Below are 19,635 nucleotides of genomic sequence, written 5' to 3' on the forward strand. Positions count from 1 at the left end.
CTACGCACGGCCGGCCGGCTACTGCGGCCGGGGCTCGCTCTCGGGACGGGCGTACGTACGCCCCTTCCAGGCCGCGCCCCGGCCCCGGTAGTGCCGCACGGCCGAGTCGACGGTCATCAACAGGTACAGGAACGCGGTGAAGGGGAGGAGCGGAGCCAGCCACGACGACTGCCGGTAGTACCGCAGCATGGGGAGGTACGTCCCCGCCATCACCGCCCAGGCCGCGAACCCGAGCCACCCCGCCGCCACGTCCCCGCCGAACAGCCCGGCGCACAGCGCGACGGGCGGCGCCAGATAGATCACCGCCAGGCCGGCCACCGTACCGAGGAGCACCAGCGGATTGTGCCGCAGCTGCGCGTACGCGCTGCGCGCCACCATGCTCCAGAGGTCGGCCAGCCGGGGATACGGACGGATGCTGTCGACGCGCTCCGCGAGCCCCAGCCAGATCCGCCCGCCGCTGCCCTGGACCGCCTTCGCGAGCGAGACGTCGTCGATGACGGCCTGACGGATCGACTCCGGCACCCCCGCGTGTACGGCGGCCTCCGTACGGAGGAGGACACAACCGCCCGCCGCGGCGGCCGTCCTGGCGCCGGGACGGTTGATCCGGCGGAACGGGTACAACTGCGCGAAGAAGTAGACGAAGGCCGGGACGACGAGCTTCTCCCACCCGCTCGCCACCCGCAGCCGGGCCATCTGGGAGACCAGGTCCAGGCGGTGGCCCAGGGCGGCGGCGACCAGTTCCCGCAGGCTGTCCGGCTCGTGGGCGATGTCGGCGTCCGTCAGCAGCAGGTACTCGGGATCCTTCGGGCCGCCGCGGGCCAGCGCGATGCCGTGCCGCAGCGCCCAGAGCTTGCCGGTCCAGCCGGGCTCGGGCTCACCGGGTGAGGACACGGTCAGCGGCAGTCCGCCGTACCGGACGGCGAGGTCACGGGCCAGCTCGCCGGTGCCGTCCGTGCTGCCGTCGTCGACCAGGTAGATCTCGGCGGCGCCCGGATAGACCTGCGCCAGCAGCGACGGCAGGCTCTCCGGCAGCATGTCCGCCTCGTCCCTGGCGGGCACGACGACGGCGACGGACGGCCAGACGCCCCCGTCGCCCCCGGCCGGGCCGGCCGTACCGGCCGCGGTCGGCGACGCGGACGGACCGGGCAGCACGGACGGACCGGGTAGCACGGACGGACCGGGCGACGCGGGCACGGGCAGCCGCTGGTCCGTCCGCCAGAAGAAACCCTGACCCAGCGACAGCCAGCCCCACGCGGCCAGCGAACTCAACGCGATCCAGGCAATGGCGCTCATCCGCCGCAGTCTGCACCACAACTCCGGTGCCGCGAGCGCGGTCGACTATGGTGACCGGGTGAAGATCGCGCTCATGGATTCCGGTATCGGCCTGCTCGCCGCCGCCGCCGCGGTACGCCGGCTGCGGCCCGACGCCGATCTTGTCGTGTCCCTGGACCCCGACGGCATGCCCTGGGGCCCCCGCGCTCCGCACGACGTGACCGAACGGGCGCTCGCCGTCGCACGGGCCGCCGCCGCCCACCGGCCCGACGCCCTGATCGTCGCCTGCAACACCGCCTCCGTGCACTCCCTGCCCGCGCTGCGCGCCGCGCTGGAGCCGGACCTGCCCGTCATCGGCACCGTCCCGGCGATCAAGCCGGCGGCGGCCGGCGGCGGCCCCTTTGCCATCTGGGCCACCCCGGCGACCACCGGCAGCCCCTACCAGCGCGGGCTGATCCGGGACTTCGCCGGCTCCGCCGAGGTCACCGAGGTGCCCTGCCCCGGACTCGCGCAGGCCGTCGAGTCGGCGGACGAGGACGCGATCGACCGCGCGGTGGCCGCCGCCGCCGCGCTCACCCCGCGCGGGGTGAGGGCCGTCGTCCTGGGCTGCACCCATTACGAACTGGTCGCGGAACGCATCCGTACGGCCGTCCAGCAGCCGGACCTGCCCCCGCTGGTCCTGCACGGCTCGGCCGACGCGGTCGCCGCCCAGGCGCTGCGCCGCCTCGGGGACGTACCCGCCCCGGGAGCCCCGGCAGCCCCCTTCGATCCTCGGCTCACCGTGCTCCTCAGCGGCCGCGAGGGCGATCTTCCCGTGCGCGCGCTCGGCTACGCGGAGGGGCGGCTGCTCGCCGCCGTCACCCAACCGGGCTGACCGCGTGTCCGGTGTCACGGATCCGGCGGAGGACTTCCGTACGCGCGGAACGTGGGTAGTCTGCTTGGCATGACGGAGCACCCCCGGCAGGAGGGCGACACCGTGGAACCCCTGCCCGAGATCTGGACCGGCCGTGCCACCAACCGTGCGCAATGGCTGCTCGCCGCGGTGGGACTCGCCTGTATCGCGCTCGGCGTCGTGCTGGCCGTCCAGTCGAACTGGACCTCCGGCTTCGCCGCCCTCCTGATGTCCGTCATCGGCTGTGTCGCCGCCGGGCTGCTCATCCTCTTCGGCACCCTGGCCTTCGTCCATGTGGCGGTCCGGGTCGACGGCGACTGCCTGGAGGTGCGCTGCGGCCACATGGGGCTGCCGCGCCGCCGGATCCTGCTCGCCCACGTCGTGGACGCCGACTTCGCCCCCAAGGTCAACCCGCGCCAGTGGGGCGGCTGGGGCTACCGCTGGCGCCCCGAGATGGGCACGGGCGTGGTCGTGCGCAGAGGCGAGGGACTTGTCCTGCGCCTGGGCGACGGCAGGACCTTCACTGTGACGGTGGACGACGCGGAAGCCGCCGTACGGGTCATCCGGAACCGTCTGGTCCTCGGCCGCCCGGGAAGCGCCGCGGCCGGTACCTGATCAGGCCCGGCACCACCTGGTCAGCGTGGCACCGCCTGGTCAGCCCGGCGCCCGGTCCAGCGCCGGAAGCGCCTGCGGTACGAGCCGCCCCGCCGGCCGGGCCGTCGCCAGCCCCGCCAGCAGCCCCGCCCCCGCCGTCACCGGCGCGAAGCTCAGCGCGTTCCCGACGCTCGCCAGGGTCGCCAGCGCCGTCAGGGTCGCCCCCGCCGTCAGGACCACCGGAGTGGAGCAGGGCGAGCGGACCAGTCCGTAGAGCAGCCAGCCGAACACCGCCGCCAGCAGGAGCAGCCCCACCACCCCCTGTTCGGACACCTCCTGCAACGCCGCCGAGTGCGGTTTGCCGTCCGTGTCCAGCGACTGGAGCGCCGTCGGGCTGAGGTCGCCGAACCGGTCGGGCCCCACCCCCAGCAGCGGATGCTCCTTCGCCAGGTCGACCGCCTCGTGCCACAGCTGCACCCGGTTCGTGGTCAGCTGCCCCTCCAGCGACACCGACAGGCCCTCCGGCAGCCCGCCCTCCGCCACCGCCCACGAGCCGCCCACCACCAGCGCCGCGACCAGCGCGAGCCCGGCCAGCGCCGCCGACCTGCGCCGCATCCGGGCCGCCGCCAAGGAGCAGAGCAGCACCCCGAGCACCGCCACCAGCCCCGCGACGGAGCCCAGCAGCAGGGCGGCGACGCCGATCCCCACCGCCAGCAGCCGCAGCGCCACCCGCCACCGGGGGCGCCGCGCCGCCGTGGCGGCGCAGCACGCGGCCCCCGCCGCCAGCGCCAACAGCGCCGCGACCGCGCCGGAATCACCCTGGGGGGTGGCGACGGCTACCGCCCCCGCCGGGGTGTCCCGGCCCGAGGCGAGCGCCGCGGCGAGCGCGGCCAGCGCCACCACCGAGGCGGCGGCCACCGGCACCGTGCCCCCGCTGATCCGGCCGCAGGCGTACCCCGCGGCGACGGCGAGCACGGCGAGCAGTATCCCCTCGGGCCGGCCCCCGCCGGCCGCCGCGCTGATCACCGCCCACACCGCACAGGCGCCGAGCACCACGGCGCCCACGACGTCGGGCGCGTTGCCCCGCTCCCGTACGGCGGCGGGCCGTTCTGCCGGTACAGCCATCCTGTCGACCATTCCGTCGACCCCTTCGACCTGTGCGAACCCCGTCCCACAGCAGCCGGATCCGGCCAGGTGGCAAAGGCTGGCGCACACGTTAACGGCAAGAAGGGGGATTTGTGGACACCTTGCGAAGGAACGCTGCCGCACCCGCCCCGGCCCACGTCCGCCGGCGTGACCGTCACCCTGGCCGACAGCACGCGGGGACGCACTCCCCTCCACACAGACACCCACCGTAGACTCCGCCCGGTGAGCACCACCATCGCCCCCGTCGAGACCCCGCCGCCCGCCCCCTCCGCCCGGCGCGAGAGGCGACTGGTCAGGCCCGGCGCCGCCGCGCTGTCCGGCCTGATGCTCTACGCGAGCTTCCCGCCCCGCCCCCTGTGGTGGCTGGCCCTGCCGGGCTTCGCCCTGATGGCCTGGAGCCTGCACGGCCGCCGCCTGCGCGCGGGCCTCGGCCTCGGCTACCTCGCGGGACTGGGCTTCCTGCTCCCGCTGCTGATCTGGACCGGCGCCGAGGTGGGCCCGGGCCCCTGGCTCGCCCTCGCGGCCGTCGAAGCGGTCTTCGTCGCCCTGGTGGGCATGGGTATCGCGGCCGTGTCCCGGCTGCCCGCCTGGCCGGTGTGGGCCGCCGCCGTCTGGATCCTCGGCGAGGCCGTCCGCGCCCGGGTGCCGTTCGGCGGGTTCCCCTGGGGCAAGATCGCCTTCGGCCAGGCGGACAGTGTGTTCCTGCCCCTGGCCGCGGTCGGCGGCACCCCGGTGCTCGGCTTCGCCGTCGTCCTGTGCGGCTTCGGCCTGTACGAGGCGGTCCGCCAGGGCCTCGCGTACCGGCGTACCGGACGGCTGCCGCGCCGGGCCGCCGCCGTCGCGGCGGCCACCGTGTTCGTCCCGGTGCTCGGGGCGCTCGCCGCCCTGCCGCTGGTGTCCGACGCGGCCGAGGACGGCACCGCGACCGTCGCCGCCGTCCAGGGCAACGTGCCCCGGGCCGGCCTGGAGTTCAACGCCCAGCGCCGCGCGGTCCTCGACAACCACGTCCGCGAGACCCTCCGGCTCGCCGCCGACGTCAAAGCGGGCAAGGTGCCCCGGCCCGACTTCGTGCTGTGGCCCGAGAACTCCTCGGACATCGACCCGTACCGCAACGAGGACGCCCGCCAGGTCATCGACCAGGCGGCCAAGGCGATCGGGGTGCCGATCTCGGTGGGCGCCGTGCTCACCCCCGACACCGGGCCGCTGCGCAACACCCAGATCCTCTGGGACCCCGCGAAGGGGCCGACGGCCACCTATGACAAACGCCAGATCCAGCCGTTCGGGGAGTTCCTCCCCCTGCGCTCCCTGGTCAAGACCATCAGCCCCGGCTACGCCGACATGGTCGCCCGCGACTTCGGCCGTGGTTCAAAGCCGGGGGTCTTCGACATGGCGGGGACGAAGGTCGGCCTCGCCACCTGCTACGAGGCGGCCTTCGACTGGGCGGTGCGGGACACCGTCACCGACGGCGCCCAGCTCATCTCCGTACCGAGCAACAACGCGACCTTCGACCGCAGCCAGATGACGTACCAGCAGCTGGCGATGTCACGGGTGCGCGCCGTCGAGCACAGCAGGACGGTCGTGGTGCCCGTCACCAGCGGGGTCAGCGCGATCATCAGGCCGGACGGGACGATCGTCCGGCAGACGAAGATGTTCACCCCGGACACCCTGGTCGACACGGTGCCGCTGCGCTCCTCGCTGACCCCCGCCACCCGCCTGGGCACCCTCCCGGAAGGGCTGCTGGCGGCGGTCGCCCTCGGCGGCCTGGCCTGGGTGACCACCCTGGCGGTACGCGCCCGGCGCCGGTGATCCGGCCACGGGTGCCGTTCGGGGCGGGACTGCGCGCCCGGCTGGGCGCGCCGAGTCGACCCCGCGTGCTGGAGAGCAGCCCGCGCTCCCGGGTGTGGTGCGTCGAGCTGGGTGGTGCGCCGGCGGTGGTCAAACAGCTCGTCGACGGCCCCGGGGCCGCGGAGCGCTACGCCCGCGAGGTGGCCGCGCTGCGGATCGCCGCGCGGGCCGAGCCGGCCGTCGTACCCGCGCTCCTCGGCACCGACCCCGGCGAGCGCGTCCTGGTCCTGGAGCACGTGGAACACCGCCCGCCGCCCCGCGACTGGATCGTCGGGTACGCGACGGCACTGGCCCGGCTGCACGCCACCGCCCTCCCGGCGGACGCCGGCCTCCTGCCCGCCTGGAGCGGACCCACCCAGGACGACGCCGACTCCTTCGTCCACCTGGCGGAGACGCTCGGCGTCACCGTCCCGCCCGGGGCGCGGGCCGAACTCACCGCGCTCGTGGACCGGCTCGGCCGGGCCGGGGGACAGGCGCTGCTCCACGGCGATCCGTGCCCCGGCAACGACCTGCACACGGGCGACGGCGTCAAGTTCATCGACTTCGAACAGGCGTCGCTGGGCAACGGCCTGGTGGAACTGGCGTACCTGCGCGTCGGCTTCCCCACCTGCTGGTGCGTCACCTCGGCGCCCACGGCACTGCTGGACCGCGCCGAGACCGCCTACCGCACCACCTGGACGGAGCTGACCGGCACCGACCCCGGCGGCGACCTGACCGACGCGTGCGCCGGCTGGCTCCTGCGCGGGGACGCGCTGGTCGAGCGGGCCCGCCGCGAGACGGTCGACCACCTGGCCAGGATTCCCGACCGCGACTGGACGTGGGGTACGGCGACGGCCCGGCAGCGGCTGGCCCACCGGCTCGGCGTGGTCGCGGGGACGACGGCCGGCCGTCCCGGCCTGCACGGTCTGCACGCGGTCAGCACGGACCTCCGCCGGACCGTGCTGGCCCGGTGGCCCTCGCTCGGACCCGTGCCCGCCGACCGTCCGTGAGGTGAGGGTCCGCTACCGGGCGGTCCCGCCCCGGCCGGTGTCGAGGCCGCCCGGTGTGCCGGGATCGAACCACGTCGGTTCGTCGGCGAGCGCCTGCTTGATCCTCATCAGGGAGAACTCGGAGAGATCGGGCAGCGCGTCCAGCGAGAACCACCCCACGTCCAGCGACTCGTCGTCGTTGACCCGGGCCTCGCCGCCCGTCGCACGGCAGAGGAACGTGATGTCCATGAACTGGCAGCGGTCCTCGTTGGGGTACTGGACCGGCTCAAGACCCTGGACGAGCACCACCCGCTCCGCCCGGCAGCGTACGGCGGTCTCCTCCTCCACCTCGCGCACGACCGCCACCGCGGGCTGCTCGCCCGGCTCGGGGATGCCCCCGACCAGCGACCAGCCGCCGGTGTCGGCGCGGCGGGCCAGCAGGACCCTGCCGTCGTCGTCCAGGACCACCGCGCTCACCCCCGGCAGGAAGAGCAACTGGTGGCCCGCCGAGGCGCGGATCGTACGGATGAAGTCGGGTGTCGCCATGTCAGGAGCCTAACCGGGCCCTCCGAGCAGCGGCAGGTTGACCGCCGAGAGCGCGGTGGGGGAGCGGTGGACCGTATAGGTGCCCGGAAGGGTCCGCAGCTGTGGGTCGGTGGGGAAACACGGGTCCACGCCCACCGGCGCCGAACAGTCCGCCTCCGGGGTCCGGGTGGTGAGGGTCAGCCGCAGCGCGTGGCCGGGGGCGAGCCGCGCGACCCGCGGGGACAGACCGATCGTCAGCTCGTACACCTGCCCAGGCCGCAGGAACCGGTCCGCGGCGAACGTGCCGTACGGACGGACGACCACCCCCTTCGAGTCGCGCCACGACCGGTCCGCGTCCAGGGCGCGCAGGCTCGCGACGAGGGAGCCCGACGTGATCTTCGTGGCGGCTCCGCCGGGGGCGATGTCGTCCAGCTGGGCGATGAGGGTGAGGTTCGTACCGCTCGAACCGGCCCACAGACGCGCGCTGAGTGGCCCCGCCAGGACCGCGCCCCGGCGGAACGGCTCCGTCGTGTAGGCCAGCCGCCCGCCGGCGGCGGACGGTTCGGTGTACGCGATCCGGTCCGCGCCCGCGCCGCGCGGCGGGGTCGGGCCGAGGGTGCCGCCGGGGCCGAGGTAGTAGGGGGTGTAGGCGCGGACCTGCTGGAAGGCCGTGGTGTGGAGCCAGGTCCGCGCGCCCTGCCGGTAGAGGTGCAACGGAGTGGTCGTGGTGCCGAAACCGGTGTGCCTGCCCTTGAGCCACGTGTCGAACCAGTCGAGCGCCACGGCGCGGTCCACGCCCTCGCCGTGCGCCCACGGGCCGACGACCACTTGGTAGCGGGGGGTCGTCCGCTGCCCGGGTGCCGGACTCGTGTGGACGGGCCGGTGGAAGTACGCGTTCTGGAGGTACGTGTACATCTCCTGCGAGCCCTGCGCGTACAGGTCCAGGTTCCCGCTCCACAGGAGCGTCGGGATGTCCGCCCGTACGATCGCGGCGGCCAGGTCCCCGGGGGTACGGGACGTCACCCACGCCCCGGCGTACGCCCTGTCGCCCCCGTGCTGCACGCTCGCGGCGAGGGCCCTGCCGTACGCGCCGGCGCGCGGGCCCATCTGCGTACCGAGGTGGGTGAAGTAGTTGCGGGTCTGGGTCGGCATTCCGCCGGAGTTCATCGACTCGCGGTACGTCTCCGCCCCGGCGCACGCCGGAAGCATGGCCTTCACGGCGGAGCCGCGCGGGAGGAGCGAGGCGGTGAGGAGCTGGTTGAGGCCCAGGTACGAGCAGCCGGTCAGGCCGACCGTGCCGTCGGACCCGGCCAGCCGGCCGGCCGCCCACGCCACCAGCTCGACCCCGTCACGGCGCTCCCGGGGCCCGAACAGGTCGAACGCGCCGCCGGAGCGGCCCGTACCGCGCACGCAGACCGACGCGTAGATGTATCCGCGCTCCACGAAATACGCCGGGTCGCCCAGGGCGTCCTGTCCCAGTCCGTGCAGGTTCCCGGCCGTGGTGTCGCAGGCGTACGGATTCTGCGAGAGCAGGACGGGGAACACCCCCTCGGCACGCTCCCCGGTGAGGCGGTCCGCCGGATACATGACGTCGCCGACCAGCGTGGTGCCGTCGCTCATCGGCACGCCGACGTCCGGGACCGTCGTACTGCCGTACGCCGCCGGGATCCGGGCGGGCGCCGCTCCCGCCGTCACGGGGGGCACGAGCAGCACGAGGAGCGCGACCAGGACCGGGAGGCCGGTCAACAGCCCCCGCCCCAGGGGTGAGCGGGCGGGGGGAAGAGCGGCGACCATGGCGTCCAGTTTATCGAGGACCACCGGACGCGGGCGGTGCCGGGCGATTCGGCACTTCGGTCGAATACGGGGGCGGCGTACGGCGGGCGTGATGGACCGAAGTGGATCGCGAACGCACGATATGCGTCAACGGCCGACACAATAAGGCGAGTTGTGCTCTGTCCTCGTTCGCCGGCGCTGCCTAGGGTGCTAGAGCGTGTCCGCGGCGGAAGGTGGTCGGCGTGTTGCGCATTCACTTCACCGGCGAGGACCTGAGCCGGGTGACGGTCGCCACCCGCTCGGATCCTCTGTGGGACGTCCTGCTCAGCCTCCACATGGTCCAGGAGCCCGACCGTTCGCTCGCGTTCAGCGAATGGCGGCGCAGGACACGGGCGTTACGGATGCCGGCCGTGCGCCCGCTCCTCGAACTGGCCCGCCCCTGGGGCTACTCGCCCGACTTCCTGACGCCCGGCCGGGGAGAGGCGGACTTCGCCCACCAGTTGGAGGACGTCCTGTCCACGCCGCGCACCCAACTCTCCGCCGAACTGGCCATCCTGGCCGAGGAGAGCCGGCCCACCCCGTGGATCCGCGAACTCGCCGGCGGGGACCACCAGGTCATGGCCCGCCTGGGCGACACCCTGGCCGCGTACCACCGGGTCGCCCTCGCCCCGTACCAGGCACGGATCCAGGCCCACGCGGAGGCGGACCGCGCCCGGCGCGGCCTCGCGCTGCTGAACGGCGGGGTGGAGCGGCTGCTCGCCGAACTCCACCCCCGCGTCCGGTGGGAGGCGCCGGTGCTCCAGATCCCGGTGTACGCGGACCAGGACGTCTATCTGGAGGGCCGGGGCCTCGTGCTCGTCCCGTCCTTCTTCTGCCGCATCCAGCCGATCACCCTGATGGACCCCGACCGGCCGCCGGTGCTGGTGTACCCGCTCTCGCCGCGCCTGGGCTGGCTGCGGCCGGCCGCGGCGGAGGGCGACCAGGACGGCCTGGACCCGGTCGTCGCCCTGCTCGGCCGGACCCGCGCCCATGTGCTGGACGCCGCGGCGGCCGGCGGGACGACGACCGAGCTGGCGGTCCGGGTCGGGGTGGCGCTCCCGGTCATCAGCCGCCAGACGTCCGTGCTGCGGGAGGCGGGACTGCTGGACACCCGCCGGGAGGGCGGATCCGTCCGGCACCATGTCACACCGCTGGGCATCGCGCTCCTCAACGGGGAACTGGGCCCGGACGGCACACTCGGCTGATCCACGAGCGCCCAGGACAGGGACGGCCGGGGCCGGAACGCCGTGCCAGGATGAGCAGAGGCCGGTCGACCGCGGGACCGGACACCGACCCCCGCGGCGCCCGACCGGCGGCACAGCTTCCACGTCCCACCCCCGCACCCCTGGAGGCCAGCATGAGCACCATGTCCGTTCCCGCAGCGGTCCAGCGGGCCCTCGACGCCGCGAACAACGCCGACACCGAGGCGTTCCTCGACGCCTTCACCCTCGACGGAGCCGTCGACGACTGGGGCCGTGTCTTCGGGGGCCGGGACGCGATCCGCGGCTGGAGCGACAAGGAGTTCATCGGCGTGAACGTCCGCCTCGACGTGACCGGCGTCAACCGATCGGGCGATCGGGTCACGGTCAGTGCGGTGGTGGGCGGGGACGGCTTCAACGGACCGTCCGACTTCACCTTCGTCGTGGCCGACGACGGTGTGTCGCTGATGCAGATCACCGGCTGACCACCGGACCCCGCCGTCCCGGTGATCACCCGATCGCCTGACCGGCCGCGCCGGTCGCTACTGTGTTCCCCCCCTGCCACGAGGCGGGGTGAACAGGGGTGGGACATGCACAGAAGAAGCGCCGTGGCCTCCGTGGTGGCGGCGGTGGTCGCCGGGATCGTGGTGGCGCCGGCCGCGCACGCGGAAGGACGCGGTGACATCCGGGTCACCAGGACCGTCGTGAACGGCGGGAACAGTGTGATCGTCGGGATCAAGGACATCAAGCGGTTCACGATCTCGATGACGGTCAAGGACAACTCGGGGGTGAAGAAGGTCACCGACGTGTCCGCGTTCAACACGGCCAATGGTCACGGGCCTGTGGACTACCTGGGATCGACGTGCAGGAAGACGGGCACGACGACATCCGTATGCACCGCGACGATGCAGATGGACCCGGCCTGGATCGACTCCTACGGGAGCGGGAACGCGGGCTGGGACGCCAACGCGGTGGCGGGAACCTGGCAGGTCAACGCCACGGTCAAGGCCAATGACGGCGATTACTGGATCTCGGACCGCATCGCGCTGTTCAAGGTGAAGCGCGCCGCGACCCTCACCACGGACGCCACTCCCGAGCCGGTGAAGAAGGGGAGCACGCTGACCGTCACCGGTAAGTTGTCGCGGGCCAACTGGACGGACCTGAAGTACCACGCGTTCACCAAGCAGGTGGTGAAGTTGCAGTACAAGAAGCCCGGCGGCGCCTACAGCACCGTCAGGACGGCGACCACCGACAGCAAGGGCCACCTCCGGGCCACGGTGAAGGCGAACGCCGCGGGCAGTTGGCGCTGGGCCTTCCTCGGTACGACCACCACGATGAAGGTCGTCTCCACCGGCGACGCCGTCACACTGAAGTAGTTTCGCGGCGGGCCCGCGCGCGGACCCGCGCACCGGCCCCCGCTCACGCCCCGGCCAGCTCCGCGACCACCGCGGCGATGGCCGGGGCCTGCTCCTCCTGGAGGTAGTGCCGGCCCGCGAGGACGGTCGGGGAACCGACCCCGAGCGCGTCCAGCACCGCCCGCAGCCGGGGCAGCCCCAGGATCGGGTCGTCGCGGGCCCAGACCACCTGGGCGGGATACGGGCGGGACGCGAGGCCCTCGTAGTAGAAGGCCTGCTTGGCGCCGGTCAGCTCGAAACCGCGCATGATCTTCAGGAAGGCGCGCCCCGCGTCCTGGCGCGTGACCAGCGCGAAGTGGGCGTCCACCTCCGCGTCGGTCAGCGAGGAGCCGTCGGCGAGGCCCACCCGCCGGAAGAGCCGCCGGGAGACCGGCGGGCGCAGCATGGGGAGCCAGGCCTCGCCCGCGACGGGCACGGTGAAGGGGCGCATCGACGGGGGCGGCCGGTACGCGGCGACGTCGACGAGGGTGTCGAGCGCAGTCAGGGACAGCACACGCTCGGGCCGGGTGATCGCCCATTCGAAGCCGACCGGCCCGCCGGTGTCGTGGACGACCAGATGACACCGGTCGATCCCGAGCGCGTCCATCGCCCGGTCGGTCCACCGGGCGAGACCGCTCCAGGTGTAGTCGAACGCGAGCGGCCGGGCCCCCAGGCCGGCGCCGGGAAAGTCGGGGGCGACGCCACGGAACCCCCGCGCCGCCAGCTCCGGCACGAGCTTGCGGTAGAGGAACGAGCTGGTGGGCGCGCCGTGCAGGCACACCACCGGCGGGCCCTCGCCCTGGTCCAGGGTGAAGCCGCGGATCCCGCCGGCCCGGAAGGTGTGACCGGAGGCGTGGTGCCGTGCGACCACGTCGTCGGCCGCACGGGACGCGCGAGACATGGGCGGCCCCTCTCGGTCATACGGCGCCCTGCTTCTCTTTTCTCAGTTTACGAGCCCTTCGCGCCCCGCGCCGGTACGCACCCGCACACCTGCCGGGCCCATCGGAATCCCGTGGTTACAATCCGCCCATGAGCGTTGTCGAATCGATCCACGATTCCGCACCCCAGTTCGCGAATTCACGGGACTACTACGTCGGATACGGCGATAAAAAGCGTTCCGACGACCCCGAATTCATGATCTACCGCAGTCATCTCATGAAACCGCGACGAAACGGAGTGCTCAGATACACCCGTGGCGAGGGCGAACTCGACGCGGCGATCGCGCGGGCCCACACGGAGCTGGACCCCGTCCCGTGGCTGTGGTGGGCCGGGGCGGACAGCTCCGCCGGGCTCGCGGACCACCTCCTCGCCCGGGGCGCCGCGCAGGTCGGCGTGCTGCCGCTGATGGCCGCGGAGATCGACCGGCTCGATCCGCCGACCGCCCCGCCCGGCGTGAGCGTCGAGGAGGTCAACGGCCGGCGGGAGCTGGCCGCATGGGTCGCCTCGTACTCCCCGTCCTTCGGTCTCACGCCCGGACAGGTCACCGGCAACCAGGCCAACGAGGCCCACCGGGCGGACGCACCGGGCAGCCTGGTCCGGTTCGCCGCCCGGCTCGACGGACGTGTCGTCGGCACGTCCGCGCTGTTCGACCGGCACGGCGTCGCGGGGGTGTATGTCGTGAGTACGGAACCCGCGTACCGGGGGCGCGGCATCGGCGCGTTCCTGACGCTCGTGGCCCTGCGGGCCGGCCGTGAACGGGGCCTGCGGATCGGCACGCTCCAGGCCAGCACGGACGGCGAGCGGCTGTATTCGCGCATGGGTTTTCGAACCGTCGCGTATTACCGGCAGTTCCAACTGCCCCGGCTCTGATATCCCACGCGAATTCCGTGGACGGCCGGGCTCACAGCTCGGCGCGGATTCCGGCGATGAGCCGGCGGGTGCGGTGCGCGGACTCCGCGTGCGCGACCATCCGGTCCATCGCCTCCATGTGCGCCGTCACCTCGGCGTGCCCGTCGAGGTACAGCGCCCCGGTCAGGTGCTCGATGTAGACCATGTCGGGCAGTTCGGGGAGGTCGAAGCGGAAGAGGGTGAAGGGGCTGTACGTCCCCGGGTGGTGGCCGGACGCGAACTCCGCCATCTGGATGGTCACGTGGGGCAGTTCGGAGGCCTCCAGCAGCCGGTCGATCTGCGCCCGCATCAGCGCGGGCGAGCCGACGGGCCGGCGCAGCACCGTCTCGTCCAGCACGGCCCAGACGACCGGGGCGTCGGAGCGGGTGAGCAGCGTCTGGCGCTCCAGCCGCAGCGCGACCTGGCGCTCGATCCGCGCGGGGCTGCTCGCCAGGCCCAGCGCGCCCGGCGCGAGGATCGCCCGGGCGTACTCCTCGGTCTGGAGCAGGCCGGGCACGAAGTGCGGCTCGTACGTACGGATGGTCCTGGCGGCCTCTTCGAGGCTGACGTAACCGCTGAACCAGTCCGGCAGGATGTCGTGGAAATGCTGCCACCAGCCCGGCCGGCTCGCCTCGTCCGCCAGCTGGAGGAACACCGCGATCTCCGGCTCCGGCACGCCGTACGCGGGCAGCAGCATCTGGACGTACGGGATCTTGAGCCCGACCTCGGCCGCCTCCATCCGGCGGACGGTGGCGGCGGTGACCCGGAGCAACGCACCGGCCTGTTCACGGGTGAGGCCGGCCTTCTCCCGCAGTACGCGCAGCCGCCTGCTGAGGACGAGCTGACCGACCGTCGGTGCCGACCGTGGCTCGCTCACACTCCACCCCCCAGCTTCGCGGACGCGCCGCCGGGCAGTCTGCCACAGCAACAGGCCGCTGAGCACGGCTTGTTGGGAGAAAACGCCGAGTTCTTCCGGGGCGGGCCCGGGGCGGGTACGGGGCGGTTCCGGGGCGGTCCGGGGGTGGTTCCCGGTAGCGCGGGCGGCGGCCTTGATCATCCGGCGCGCGCGTGAGCATGCTTCCCCCATGACTCCCTCCTCCGCACCCGGCCCCGCCCCCCGGCGCGACTTCCCGCTCGGCGGTACCACCACGATTCCCCGGCTGGGCTTCGGCGCGATGCAGCTGCCGGTCGCGCGGAACGGCTCCGCCCACGACCGGAACGCCGCGCTGGCGGTCGCGCGCCGGGCAGTCGAGCTGGGCGCCCGCCACCTGGACACCGCCGCCTTCTACTTCTCCGGCGACGTGCGCGCGAACGACCTGCTGCGCGAGGCGCTGTACCCGTACCCCGCCGATCTGACGATCGCCACCAAGGTCGGCCCGCTGCGGAACCCGGACGGCGAGATGTACGGGGAGGCCACCGCCGGGCAACTGCGTCCGGAGGTGGAGCGGAACCTGCGGGAACTCGGCGTCGACGTCCTCGACCTGGTGTATCTGCGGGTGGGCCGGCTCTCCGCGAAGGGCGGCCCGCCGCTCGGCGAGCGCTTCGCCGTCCTGGCCGCGCTGCGGGACGAAGGGCTGATCCGCCACCTCGGCGTCAGCAACGTGTCCGCCGGGCAACTCGCCGAGGCCAGGGCCGTCGCACCGGTCGCCGCGGTGCAGAACCGCTTCGGTGTGCTCGACCAGGAGGACGTGGCGCTGGTCGACACCTGTGCGGCCGCCGGCATCGCGTACATGCCGTTCTTCGCCCTGGGCGGCAGCCACGGCACCCTCGCCGACGACCACCTGCGCGCGGTCGCCGAGCGCCACGGCGCGACCGCGCACCAGGTGGCGCTCGCCTGGGGCCTCGCGCGGTCGCCGTCCATCGTCCAGATCCCCGGCACCGCCTCGCTCTCCCATCTGGAGCAGAACATGGCGGCGTCCGACCTCGTCCTCGACCCGGCCGACGTGGCCCTGCTCGGCGCGGCGGCCGGCTGACGCGTCAGCGGACCAGGAGGGTGAACGCCGCGCAGGTGCCCGTCGCCGCGCCGACGGCCACCAGCGCGGTGGCCACACAGCGCGTCCTGAGCTGCTCGTAGCGCTCCGTGTACTCGCCGCGCAACTCGTGGGCGCGCTCCGCGATCCGTACGAGCACCGCCTTGGACACCGCGATCCGGTCGGCGGTGTACACCCGCTCCACGTCCTCGCGCTGGGCGGTGGTCAGCCAGGGCAACTGCGCGGTGAACAGGGCCGCCCGCCGGTTGATCTCCTCGATCTCGGCGCTCCAGAGGAGGTAGCCCTCCAGCTGGACCAGCCCCCGGACGCTGTCCTCCTCCGGCTTCATCGCTGCTTGTCGCCGGGCGCGACGGTCGTGGAGTCGACGGGCCGGTTGCTCTCCTCCTCCAGGGCCCGGATGGCCGGATGGTGGAGGTCGAAGGCGGGGGACTCGGAGCGGATCTTCGGCAGCGTGAGGAAGTTGTGCCGCGGGGGCGGGCAGGAGGTCGCCCACTCCAGCGAGCGGCCGTAGCCCCACGGGTCGTCCTCCTCGACCTTCTTGCCGTACCTGGTGGTCTTCCAGACGTTGTAGAAGAACGGCAGCATCGACAGGCCGAGGACAAACGCGCTGATCGAGGAGACCATGTTGAGCGCGGTGAACCCGTCGGCGGCGAGATAGTCCGCGTACCGGCGGGGCATGCCTTCCGCGCCCAGCCAGTGCTGCACCAGGAACGTCCCGTGGAAACCGCAGAACAGCGTCCAGAAGGTCATTTTGCCGAGCCGTTCGTCCAGCATCTTCCCGGTGAACTTGGGCCACCAGAAATGGAATCCGGCGAACATCGCGAACACCACGGTGCCGAACACCACGTAATGGAAGTGCGCGACGACGAAGTACGAGTCGGAGACGTGGAAGTCCAGCGGCGGCGAGGCCAGGATGATGCCGGTCAGTCCGCCGAAGAGGAACGTGACCAGGAATCCGACCGACCAGAGCATCGGTGTCTCCATCGACAGTGAGCCCTTCCAGATCGTGCCGATCCAGTTGAAGAACTTCACCCCGGTCGGTACGGCGATCAGGAAGGTCATGAACGAGAAGAACGGCAGCAGCACCCCGCCCGTGACGAACATGTGGTGGGCCCACACCGTGATCGAGAGGCCCGCGATCGAGATGGTCGCCGCCACCAGCCCGATGTAGCCGAAGACCGGCTTGCGGCTGAAGACGGGCAGGATCTCGGTCACGATCCCGAAGAAGGGCAGGGCGATGATGTACACCTCGGGATGACCGAAGAACCAGAAGAGGTGCTGCCACAACAGCGCGCCCCCGTTGGCCGGGTCGAAGACGTGCGCGCCGAACTTGCGGTCCGCCTCCAGGGCGAGCAGCGCCGCCGCCAGGACGGGGAAGGCGAACAGCACCAACAGGGCTGTGAGCAGCACGTTCCAGGTGAAGATCGGCATGCGGAACATCGTCATGCCGGGCGCGCGCATGCAGATGATCGTGGTGATGAAGTTGACGGAACCGAGAATGGTGCCGAAGCCCGACAGCGCCAGACCCATGACCCACAGGTCTCCGCCGATGCCCGGCGAGCGGACGATGTCGGTGAGCGGGGAGTAGGCGAACCAGCCGAAGTCGGCGGCGCCGTTGGGCGTCAGGAGACCGCTGACGACGATGAGCGACCCGAAGAGGTACAGCCAGTAGGCGAGTCCGTTGAGCCGGGGGAACGCCACGTCGGGCGCGCCGATCTGGAGCGGCATGATCCAGTTGGTGAACCCGGCGAACAGCGGGGTCGCGAACATCAGCAGCATGATCGTGCCGTGCAGCGTGAACGCCTGGTTGAACTGCTCGTGCGAGATGATCTGGATGCCGGGGCGGGCCAGTTCGGCGCGCATGAAGAGCGCCAGCACCCCGCCGATGATGAAAAAGGCGAATGAGGTGATGAGATACAACGAACCGATCGTCTTATGGTCGGTGGTGGTGAGCCAGCCCACGATGATATAACCGGGCCGCTTGCGCACGACCGGCTTTTTGTTCTGATAGCTCTCGTCGGCCTCGGCCGACCCTTCCGTGCCCATCGTCGTCACTGCGACGCTCTCCTCCGGCTCGACGGTCGCGGGTGGACTCGGCAAGCAGCATGGCGGCGGATTCACCGGGCGGGTGACACCGCCTCGTTCCCGGCGCGTCGCATATCGCGTATCGGTATGTCCCGCCCGCCTTGCGGGGGCGGCGAGTTGCCCCGGTGTCCGGCGGTCGCGGACCACGGCAACTTTCACCCGGGAGAGGGACGTGAGGGGTCCACGACGGACAGCGCCGGGCCGCCCCGGTCGGGGGCGGGCCCGGCGCAGTCCTGTGCGGTGTCTCAGCCCGCGAGGGCGGCCGCGACGACGGCCTTCGCCTCCTCCTGCACCCGCGCGAGGTGGTCAGGGCCCTGGAAGGACTCCGCGTAGATCTTGTAGACGTCCTCCGTGCCCGACGGGCGCGCGGCGAACCACGCGCTCTCCGTGGTCACCTTGATGCCGCCGATGGCCGCGCCGTTGCCGGGCGCCTCGGTGAGCACGGCCGTCACCGGCTCCCCCGCGAGGGTGTCGGCCGTGACCTGGTCGGGCGAGAGCCGCCCCAGGATCGCCTTCTCCTCGCGGGTGGCGGCGGCGTCGATGCGCGCGTAGGCGGGCTCGCCGAAGCGGGCCGTCAGCGCGCCGTAGTGCTCGGAGGGGGTCTTGCCGGTGACCGCGAGGATCTCGGAGGCGAGCAGCGCGAGGATGATGCCGTCCTTGTCGGTGGTCCACACCGAACCGTCGCGCCGCAGGAACGACGCGCCCGCCGACTCCTCCCCGCCGAAGCCGATCGATCCGTCGGACAGCCCGTCCACGAACCACTTGAACCCGACCGGGACTTCCACCAGCCGGCGGCCGAGATCGGCGGCGACCCGGTCGATCATCCCGGAGGACACCAGGGTCTTGCCGATGCCCGCGCCGGCCGGCCACCGGTCGCGGTGCGCGTACAGATAGCCGATGGCGGCGGCCAGGTAGTGGTTGGGGTTCATCAGCCCGGCGTCCGGGGTGACGATGCCGTGCCGGTCGGCGTCGGCGTCGTTGCCGGTGGTGATCGCGAACCGGTCGCGCCCCTCGATGAGCGAGGCCATCGCGTACGGCGACGAGCAGTCCATCCGGATTCTGCCGTCCCAGTCCAGCGTCATGAACCGCCAGGTGGGGTCGGCCAGGGGATTGATCACGGTCAGGTCGATCCGGTGCTGTTCGGCGATCCGGCCCCAGTAGCCGACCGACGCTCCGCCGAGCGGGTCGGCGCCGATCCGTACCCCCGCCGCGCGGACCGCGTCCAGGTCCAGTACGGCGGGCAGGTCGGCCACGTAACCGCCGAGGAAATCGTAACGGCCCGTCGTTTCGGCGGCGAGGGCGCGGGTGTACGGCAGGCGCCGTACATCCTTGAGGCCGGCCGCGATGATCGCGTTGGCCCGGTCCTGGATCCAGCCGGTCGCGTCCGACCCGGCGGGACCGCCGCTGGGCGGGTTGTACTTGAACCCGCCGTCCCGGGGGGGATTGTGCGACGGGGTGACCACCACACCGTCGGCGAGGTGGGAGGCGCGGCCCCGGTTGTACGTGACGATCGCGTGCGACACCGCCGGGGTGGGGGTGTAGCCGTCGGCCGTGTCGAGCAGCAGGGTCACACCGTTGGCGGCGAACACCTCGACGGCGGTCACCCGGGCCGGCTCGGAGAGCGCGTGGGTGTCGATGCCGAGGAAGAGGGGCCCGTCGGTGCCCTGGCCGGCGCGGTACTCACAGATCGCCTGGCTGGTCGCGGCGATGTGGTCCTCGTTGAACGCCGTGTCGAGCGACGACCCGCGGTGTCCCGAGGTGCCGAACGCCACTCGCTGACCCGGTTCGTCCAGGTCGGGATGGAGGGCGTAGTACGCGGTCACCAGGCGGGCGACATCGGTGAGCTCCTCCGGGCGCGCCGGCTGTCCCGCTCGTTCGTGTGGCATGTGCCCACTCCTCCACATCGGTCCCTGCGATCAGACGATCGGTTCATCATCCCGGGTTACCGTGGATAACGACGGGTGACCCGCCGGGCTGCGCACGATACCGGCGCGGTACGGCGAACCCCACCGCCTTCGCCACGTTCGGTGACGCGGAACCGGGGCACACGCAGCACCCGGCGCGAACGTGCCGTATCCAAGAAAG

The 19,635-nt window shown here is 72.6% G+C and carries 18 protein-coding genes; 9 read left to right on the forward strand and 9 right to left on the reverse strand.

The genetic code is table 11. The features are described 5' to 3' along the window. Positions 1-18: 18 nt before the first annotated feature. Entirely contained in the window at positions 19-1,293 is a 1,275-nt protein-coding gene (locus tag OG349_RS32705; protein ID WP_327238026.1) for a glycosyltransferase, read from the reverse strand. A gap of 58 nt (positions 1,294-1,351) precedes the next feature. Between OG349_RS32705 and OG349_RS32710 the strand changes: the two genes are divergently transcribed. Together OG349_RS32710 and OG349_RS32715 are read left to right on the forward strand one after the other, a co-directional pair. Beyond that, positions 1,352-2,146 (forward strand): glutamate racemase, encoded by a 795-nt coding sequence (locus tag OG349_RS32710; protein ID WP_327238818.1) that lies wholly within the window; start codon positions 1,352-1,354, stop codon positions 2,144-2,146. A 69-nt stretch (positions 2,147-2,215) separates the two neighbouring features. Next, positions 2,216-2,779, forward strand: a complete 564-nt coding sequence (locus OG349_RS32715; RefSeq protein WP_327238027.1) for a hypothetical protein — start codon at positions 2,216-2,218, stop codon at positions 2,777-2,779. A 39-nt stretch (positions 2,780-2,818) separates the two neighbouring features. On the opposite strand, the gene OG349_RS32720 is transcribed toward OG349_RS32715, so the two are convergent. Continuing rightward, positions 2,819-3,883 (reverse strand): O-antigen ligase family protein, encoded by a 1,065-nt coding sequence (locus tag OG349_RS32720; protein ID WP_327238028.1) that lies wholly within the window; start codon positions 3,881-3,883, stop codon positions 2,819-2,821. Positions 3,884-4,126: 243 nt separating this feature from the next. Here OG349_RS32720 and lnt point away from each other — a divergent pair, with 243 nt between their 5' ends. Then, on the forward strand, positions 4,127-5,710 hold the full coding sequence (lnt, locus tag OG349_RS32725) for an apolipoprotein N-acyltransferase (protein WP_327238029.1): 1,584 nt from the start codon (positions 4,127-4,129) through the stop codon (positions 5,708-5,710). Further along, positions 5,710-6,738, forward strand: coding sequence for a phosphotransferase family protein (locus tag OG349_RS32730; RefSeq protein ID WP_327238819.1), 1,029 nt, complete (start codon positions 5,710-5,712; stop codon positions 6,736-6,738). The genes lnt and OG349_RS32730 overlap by 1 nt, the downstream gene beginning before the upstream one ends. Positions 6,739-6,750: 12 nt before the next feature. Here OG349_RS32730 and OG349_RS32735 read toward each other — a convergent pair whose 3' ends face one another. Together OG349_RS32735 and OG349_RS32740 are read right to left on the reverse strand one after the other, a co-directional pair. Beyond that, a complete protein-coding gene (locus OG349_RS32735) occupies positions 6,751-7,263 on the reverse strand; it encodes an NUDIX hydrolase (protein ID WP_327238030.1) in 513 nt (170 codons plus the stop codon). A 9-nt stretch (positions 7,264-7,272) separates the two neighbouring features. Further along, entirely contained in the window at positions 7,273-9,036 is a 1,764-nt protein-coding gene (locus OG349_RS32740; protein WP_327238031.1) for a CocE/NonD family hydrolase, read from the reverse strand. 221 nt (positions 9,037-9,257) lie between these two features. On the opposite strand from OG349_RS32740, the gene OG349_RS32745 reads away from it, so the two are divergent. From OG349_RS32745 to OG349_RS32755, 3 genes are all read left to right on the forward strand, one after another. Then, complete coding sequence (locus OG349_RS32745; protein ID WP_327238032.1) at positions 9,258-10,259, forward strand: ArsR/SmtB family transcription factor; 1,002 nt, start codon at positions 9,258-9,260, stop codon at positions 10,257-10,259. A gap of 152 nt (positions 10,260-10,411) precedes the next feature. Continuing rightward, positions 10,412-10,738, forward strand: a complete 327-nt coding sequence (locus OG349_RS32750) for a nuclear transport factor 2 family protein (protein ID WP_327238033.1) — start codon at positions 10,412-10,414, stop codon at positions 10,736-10,738. A gap of 105 nt (positions 10,739-10,843) precedes the next feature. After that, the gene (locus OG349_RS32755) at positions 10,844-11,629 is read left to right on the forward strand and encodes a hypothetical protein (RefSeq protein ID WP_327238034.1); all 786 of its coding nucleotides are present in this window, start codon (positions 10,844-10,846) and stop codon (positions 11,627-11,629) included. Between the two features lie 43 nt (positions 11,630-11,672). Here OG349_RS32755 and OG349_RS32760 read toward each other — a convergent pair whose 3' ends face one another. Beyond that, on the reverse strand, positions 11,673-12,548 hold the full coding sequence (locus OG349_RS32760; protein WP_327238035.1) for an alpha/beta fold hydrolase: 876 nt from the start codon (positions 12,546-12,548) through the stop codon (positions 11,673-11,675). 128 nt (positions 12,549-12,676) lie between these two features. Here OG349_RS32760 and OG349_RS32765 point away from each other — a divergent pair, with 128 nt between their 5' ends. Beyond that, entirely contained in the window at positions 12,677-13,456 is a 780-nt protein-coding gene (locus tag OG349_RS32765; RefSeq protein WP_327238036.1) for a GNAT family N-acetyltransferase, read from the forward strand. A gap of 31 nt (positions 13,457-13,487) precedes the next feature. On the opposite strand, the gene OG349_RS32770 is transcribed toward OG349_RS32765, so the two are convergent. Beyond that, on the reverse strand, positions 13,488-14,351 hold the full coding sequence (locus OG349_RS32770; RefSeq protein WP_327238037.1) for a helix-turn-helix domain-containing protein: 864 nt from the start codon (positions 14,349-14,351) through the stop codon (positions 13,488-13,490). A 208-nt stretch (positions 14,352-14,559) separates the two neighbouring features. Between OG349_RS32770 and OG349_RS32775 the strand changes: the two genes are divergently transcribed. Continuing rightward, a complete protein-coding gene (locus OG349_RS32775) occupies positions 14,560-15,447 on the forward strand; it encodes an aldo/keto reductase (RefSeq protein WP_327238038.1) in 888 nt (295 codons plus the stop codon). A gap of 4 nt (positions 15,448-15,451) precedes the next feature. Here the strand turns inward: OG349_RS32775 and OG349_RS32780 are convergent, their stop codons facing one another. The 3 genes from OG349_RS32780 to pgm form a co-directional block, all read right to left on the reverse strand. Continuing rightward, entirely contained in the window at positions 15,452-15,793 is a 342-nt protein-coding gene (locus OG349_RS32780; RefSeq protein ID WP_327238039.1) for a hypothetical protein, read from the reverse strand. Next, a complete protein-coding gene (gene ctaD / locus OG349_RS32785; RefSeq protein WP_442806441.1) occupies positions 15,790-17,511 on the reverse strand; it encodes an aa3-type cytochrome oxidase subunit I in 1,722 nt (573 codons plus the stop codon). The genes OG349_RS32780 and ctaD overlap by 4 nt, the downstream gene beginning before the upstream one ends. Before the next feature lie 284 nt (positions 17,512-17,795). Then, the gene (gene pgm, locus OG349_RS32790; RefSeq protein ID WP_327238041.1) at positions 17,796-19,436 is read right to left on the reverse strand and encodes a phosphoglucomutase (alpha-D-glucose-1,6-bisphosphate-dependent); all 1,641 of its coding nucleotides are present in this window, start codon (positions 19,434-19,436) and stop codon (positions 17,796-17,798) included. Positions 19,437-19,635 lie beyond the last annotated feature (199 nt).

Source organism: Streptomyces sp. NBC_01317, from assembly GCF_035961655.1.
GTDB lineage: Bacteria > Actinomycetota > Actinomycetes > Streptomycetales > Streptomycetaceae > Streptomyces.

What these genes read in the sequence shown, in the direction of transcription:
- OG349_RS32705 (WP_327238026.1), bottom strand. Translation starts at nt 1,293, where the DNA reads ATGAGCGCCATTGCCTGGATCGCGTTGAGTTCGCTGGCCGCGTGGGGC.
- OG349_RS32715 (WP_327238027.1), top strand. Translation starts at nt 2,216, where the DNA reads ATGACGGAGCACCCCCGGCAGGAGGGCGACACCGTGGAACCCCTGCCC.
- OG349_RS32720 (WP_327238028.1), bottom strand. Translation starts at nt 3,883, where the DNA reads ATGGCTGTACCGGCAGAACGGCCCGCCGCCGTACGGGAGCGGGGCAAC.
- OG349_RS32735 (WP_327238030.1), bottom strand. Translation starts at nt 7,263, where the DNA reads ATGGCGACACCCGACTTCATCCGTACGATCCGCGCCTCGGCGGGCCAC.
- OG349_RS32740 (WP_327238031.1), bottom strand. Translation starts at nt 9,036, where the DNA reads ATGGTCGCCGCTCTTCCCCCCGCCCGCTCACCCCTGGGGCGGGGGCTG.
- OG349_RS32750 (WP_327238033.1), top strand. Translation starts at nt 10,412, where the DNA reads ATGAGCACCATGTCCGTTCCCGCAGCGGTCCAGCGGGCCCTCGACGCC.
- OG349_RS32755 (WP_327238034.1), top strand. Translation starts at nt 10,844, where the DNA reads ATGCACAGAAGAAGCGCCGTGGCCTCCGTGGTGGCGGCGGTGGTCGCC.
- OG349_RS32760 (WP_327238035.1), bottom strand. Translation starts at nt 12,548, where the DNA reads ATGTCTCGCGCGTCCCGTGCGGCCGACGACGTGGTCGCACGGCACCAC.
- OG349_RS32765 (WP_327238036.1), top strand. Translation starts at nt 12,677, where the DNA reads ATGAGCGTTGTCGAATCGATCCACGATTCCGCACCCCAGTTCGCGAAT.
- OG349_RS32775 (WP_327238038.1), top strand. Translation starts at nt 14,560, where the DNA reads ATGACTCCCTCCTCCGCACCCGGCCCCGCCCCCCGGCGCGACTTCCCG.
- OG349_RS32780 (WP_327238039.1), bottom strand. Translation starts at nt 15,793, where the DNA reads ATGAAGCCGGAGGAGGACAGCGTCCGGGGGCTGGTCCAGCTGGAGGGC.
- ctaD (WP_442806441.1), bottom strand. Translation starts at nt 17,511, where the DNA reads ATGGGCACGGAAGGGTCGGCCGAGGCCGACGAGAGCTATCAGAACAAA.
- pgm (WP_327238041.1), bottom strand. Translation starts at nt 19,436, where the DNA reads ATGCCACACGAACGAGCGGGACAGCCGGCGCGCCCGGAGGAGCTCACC.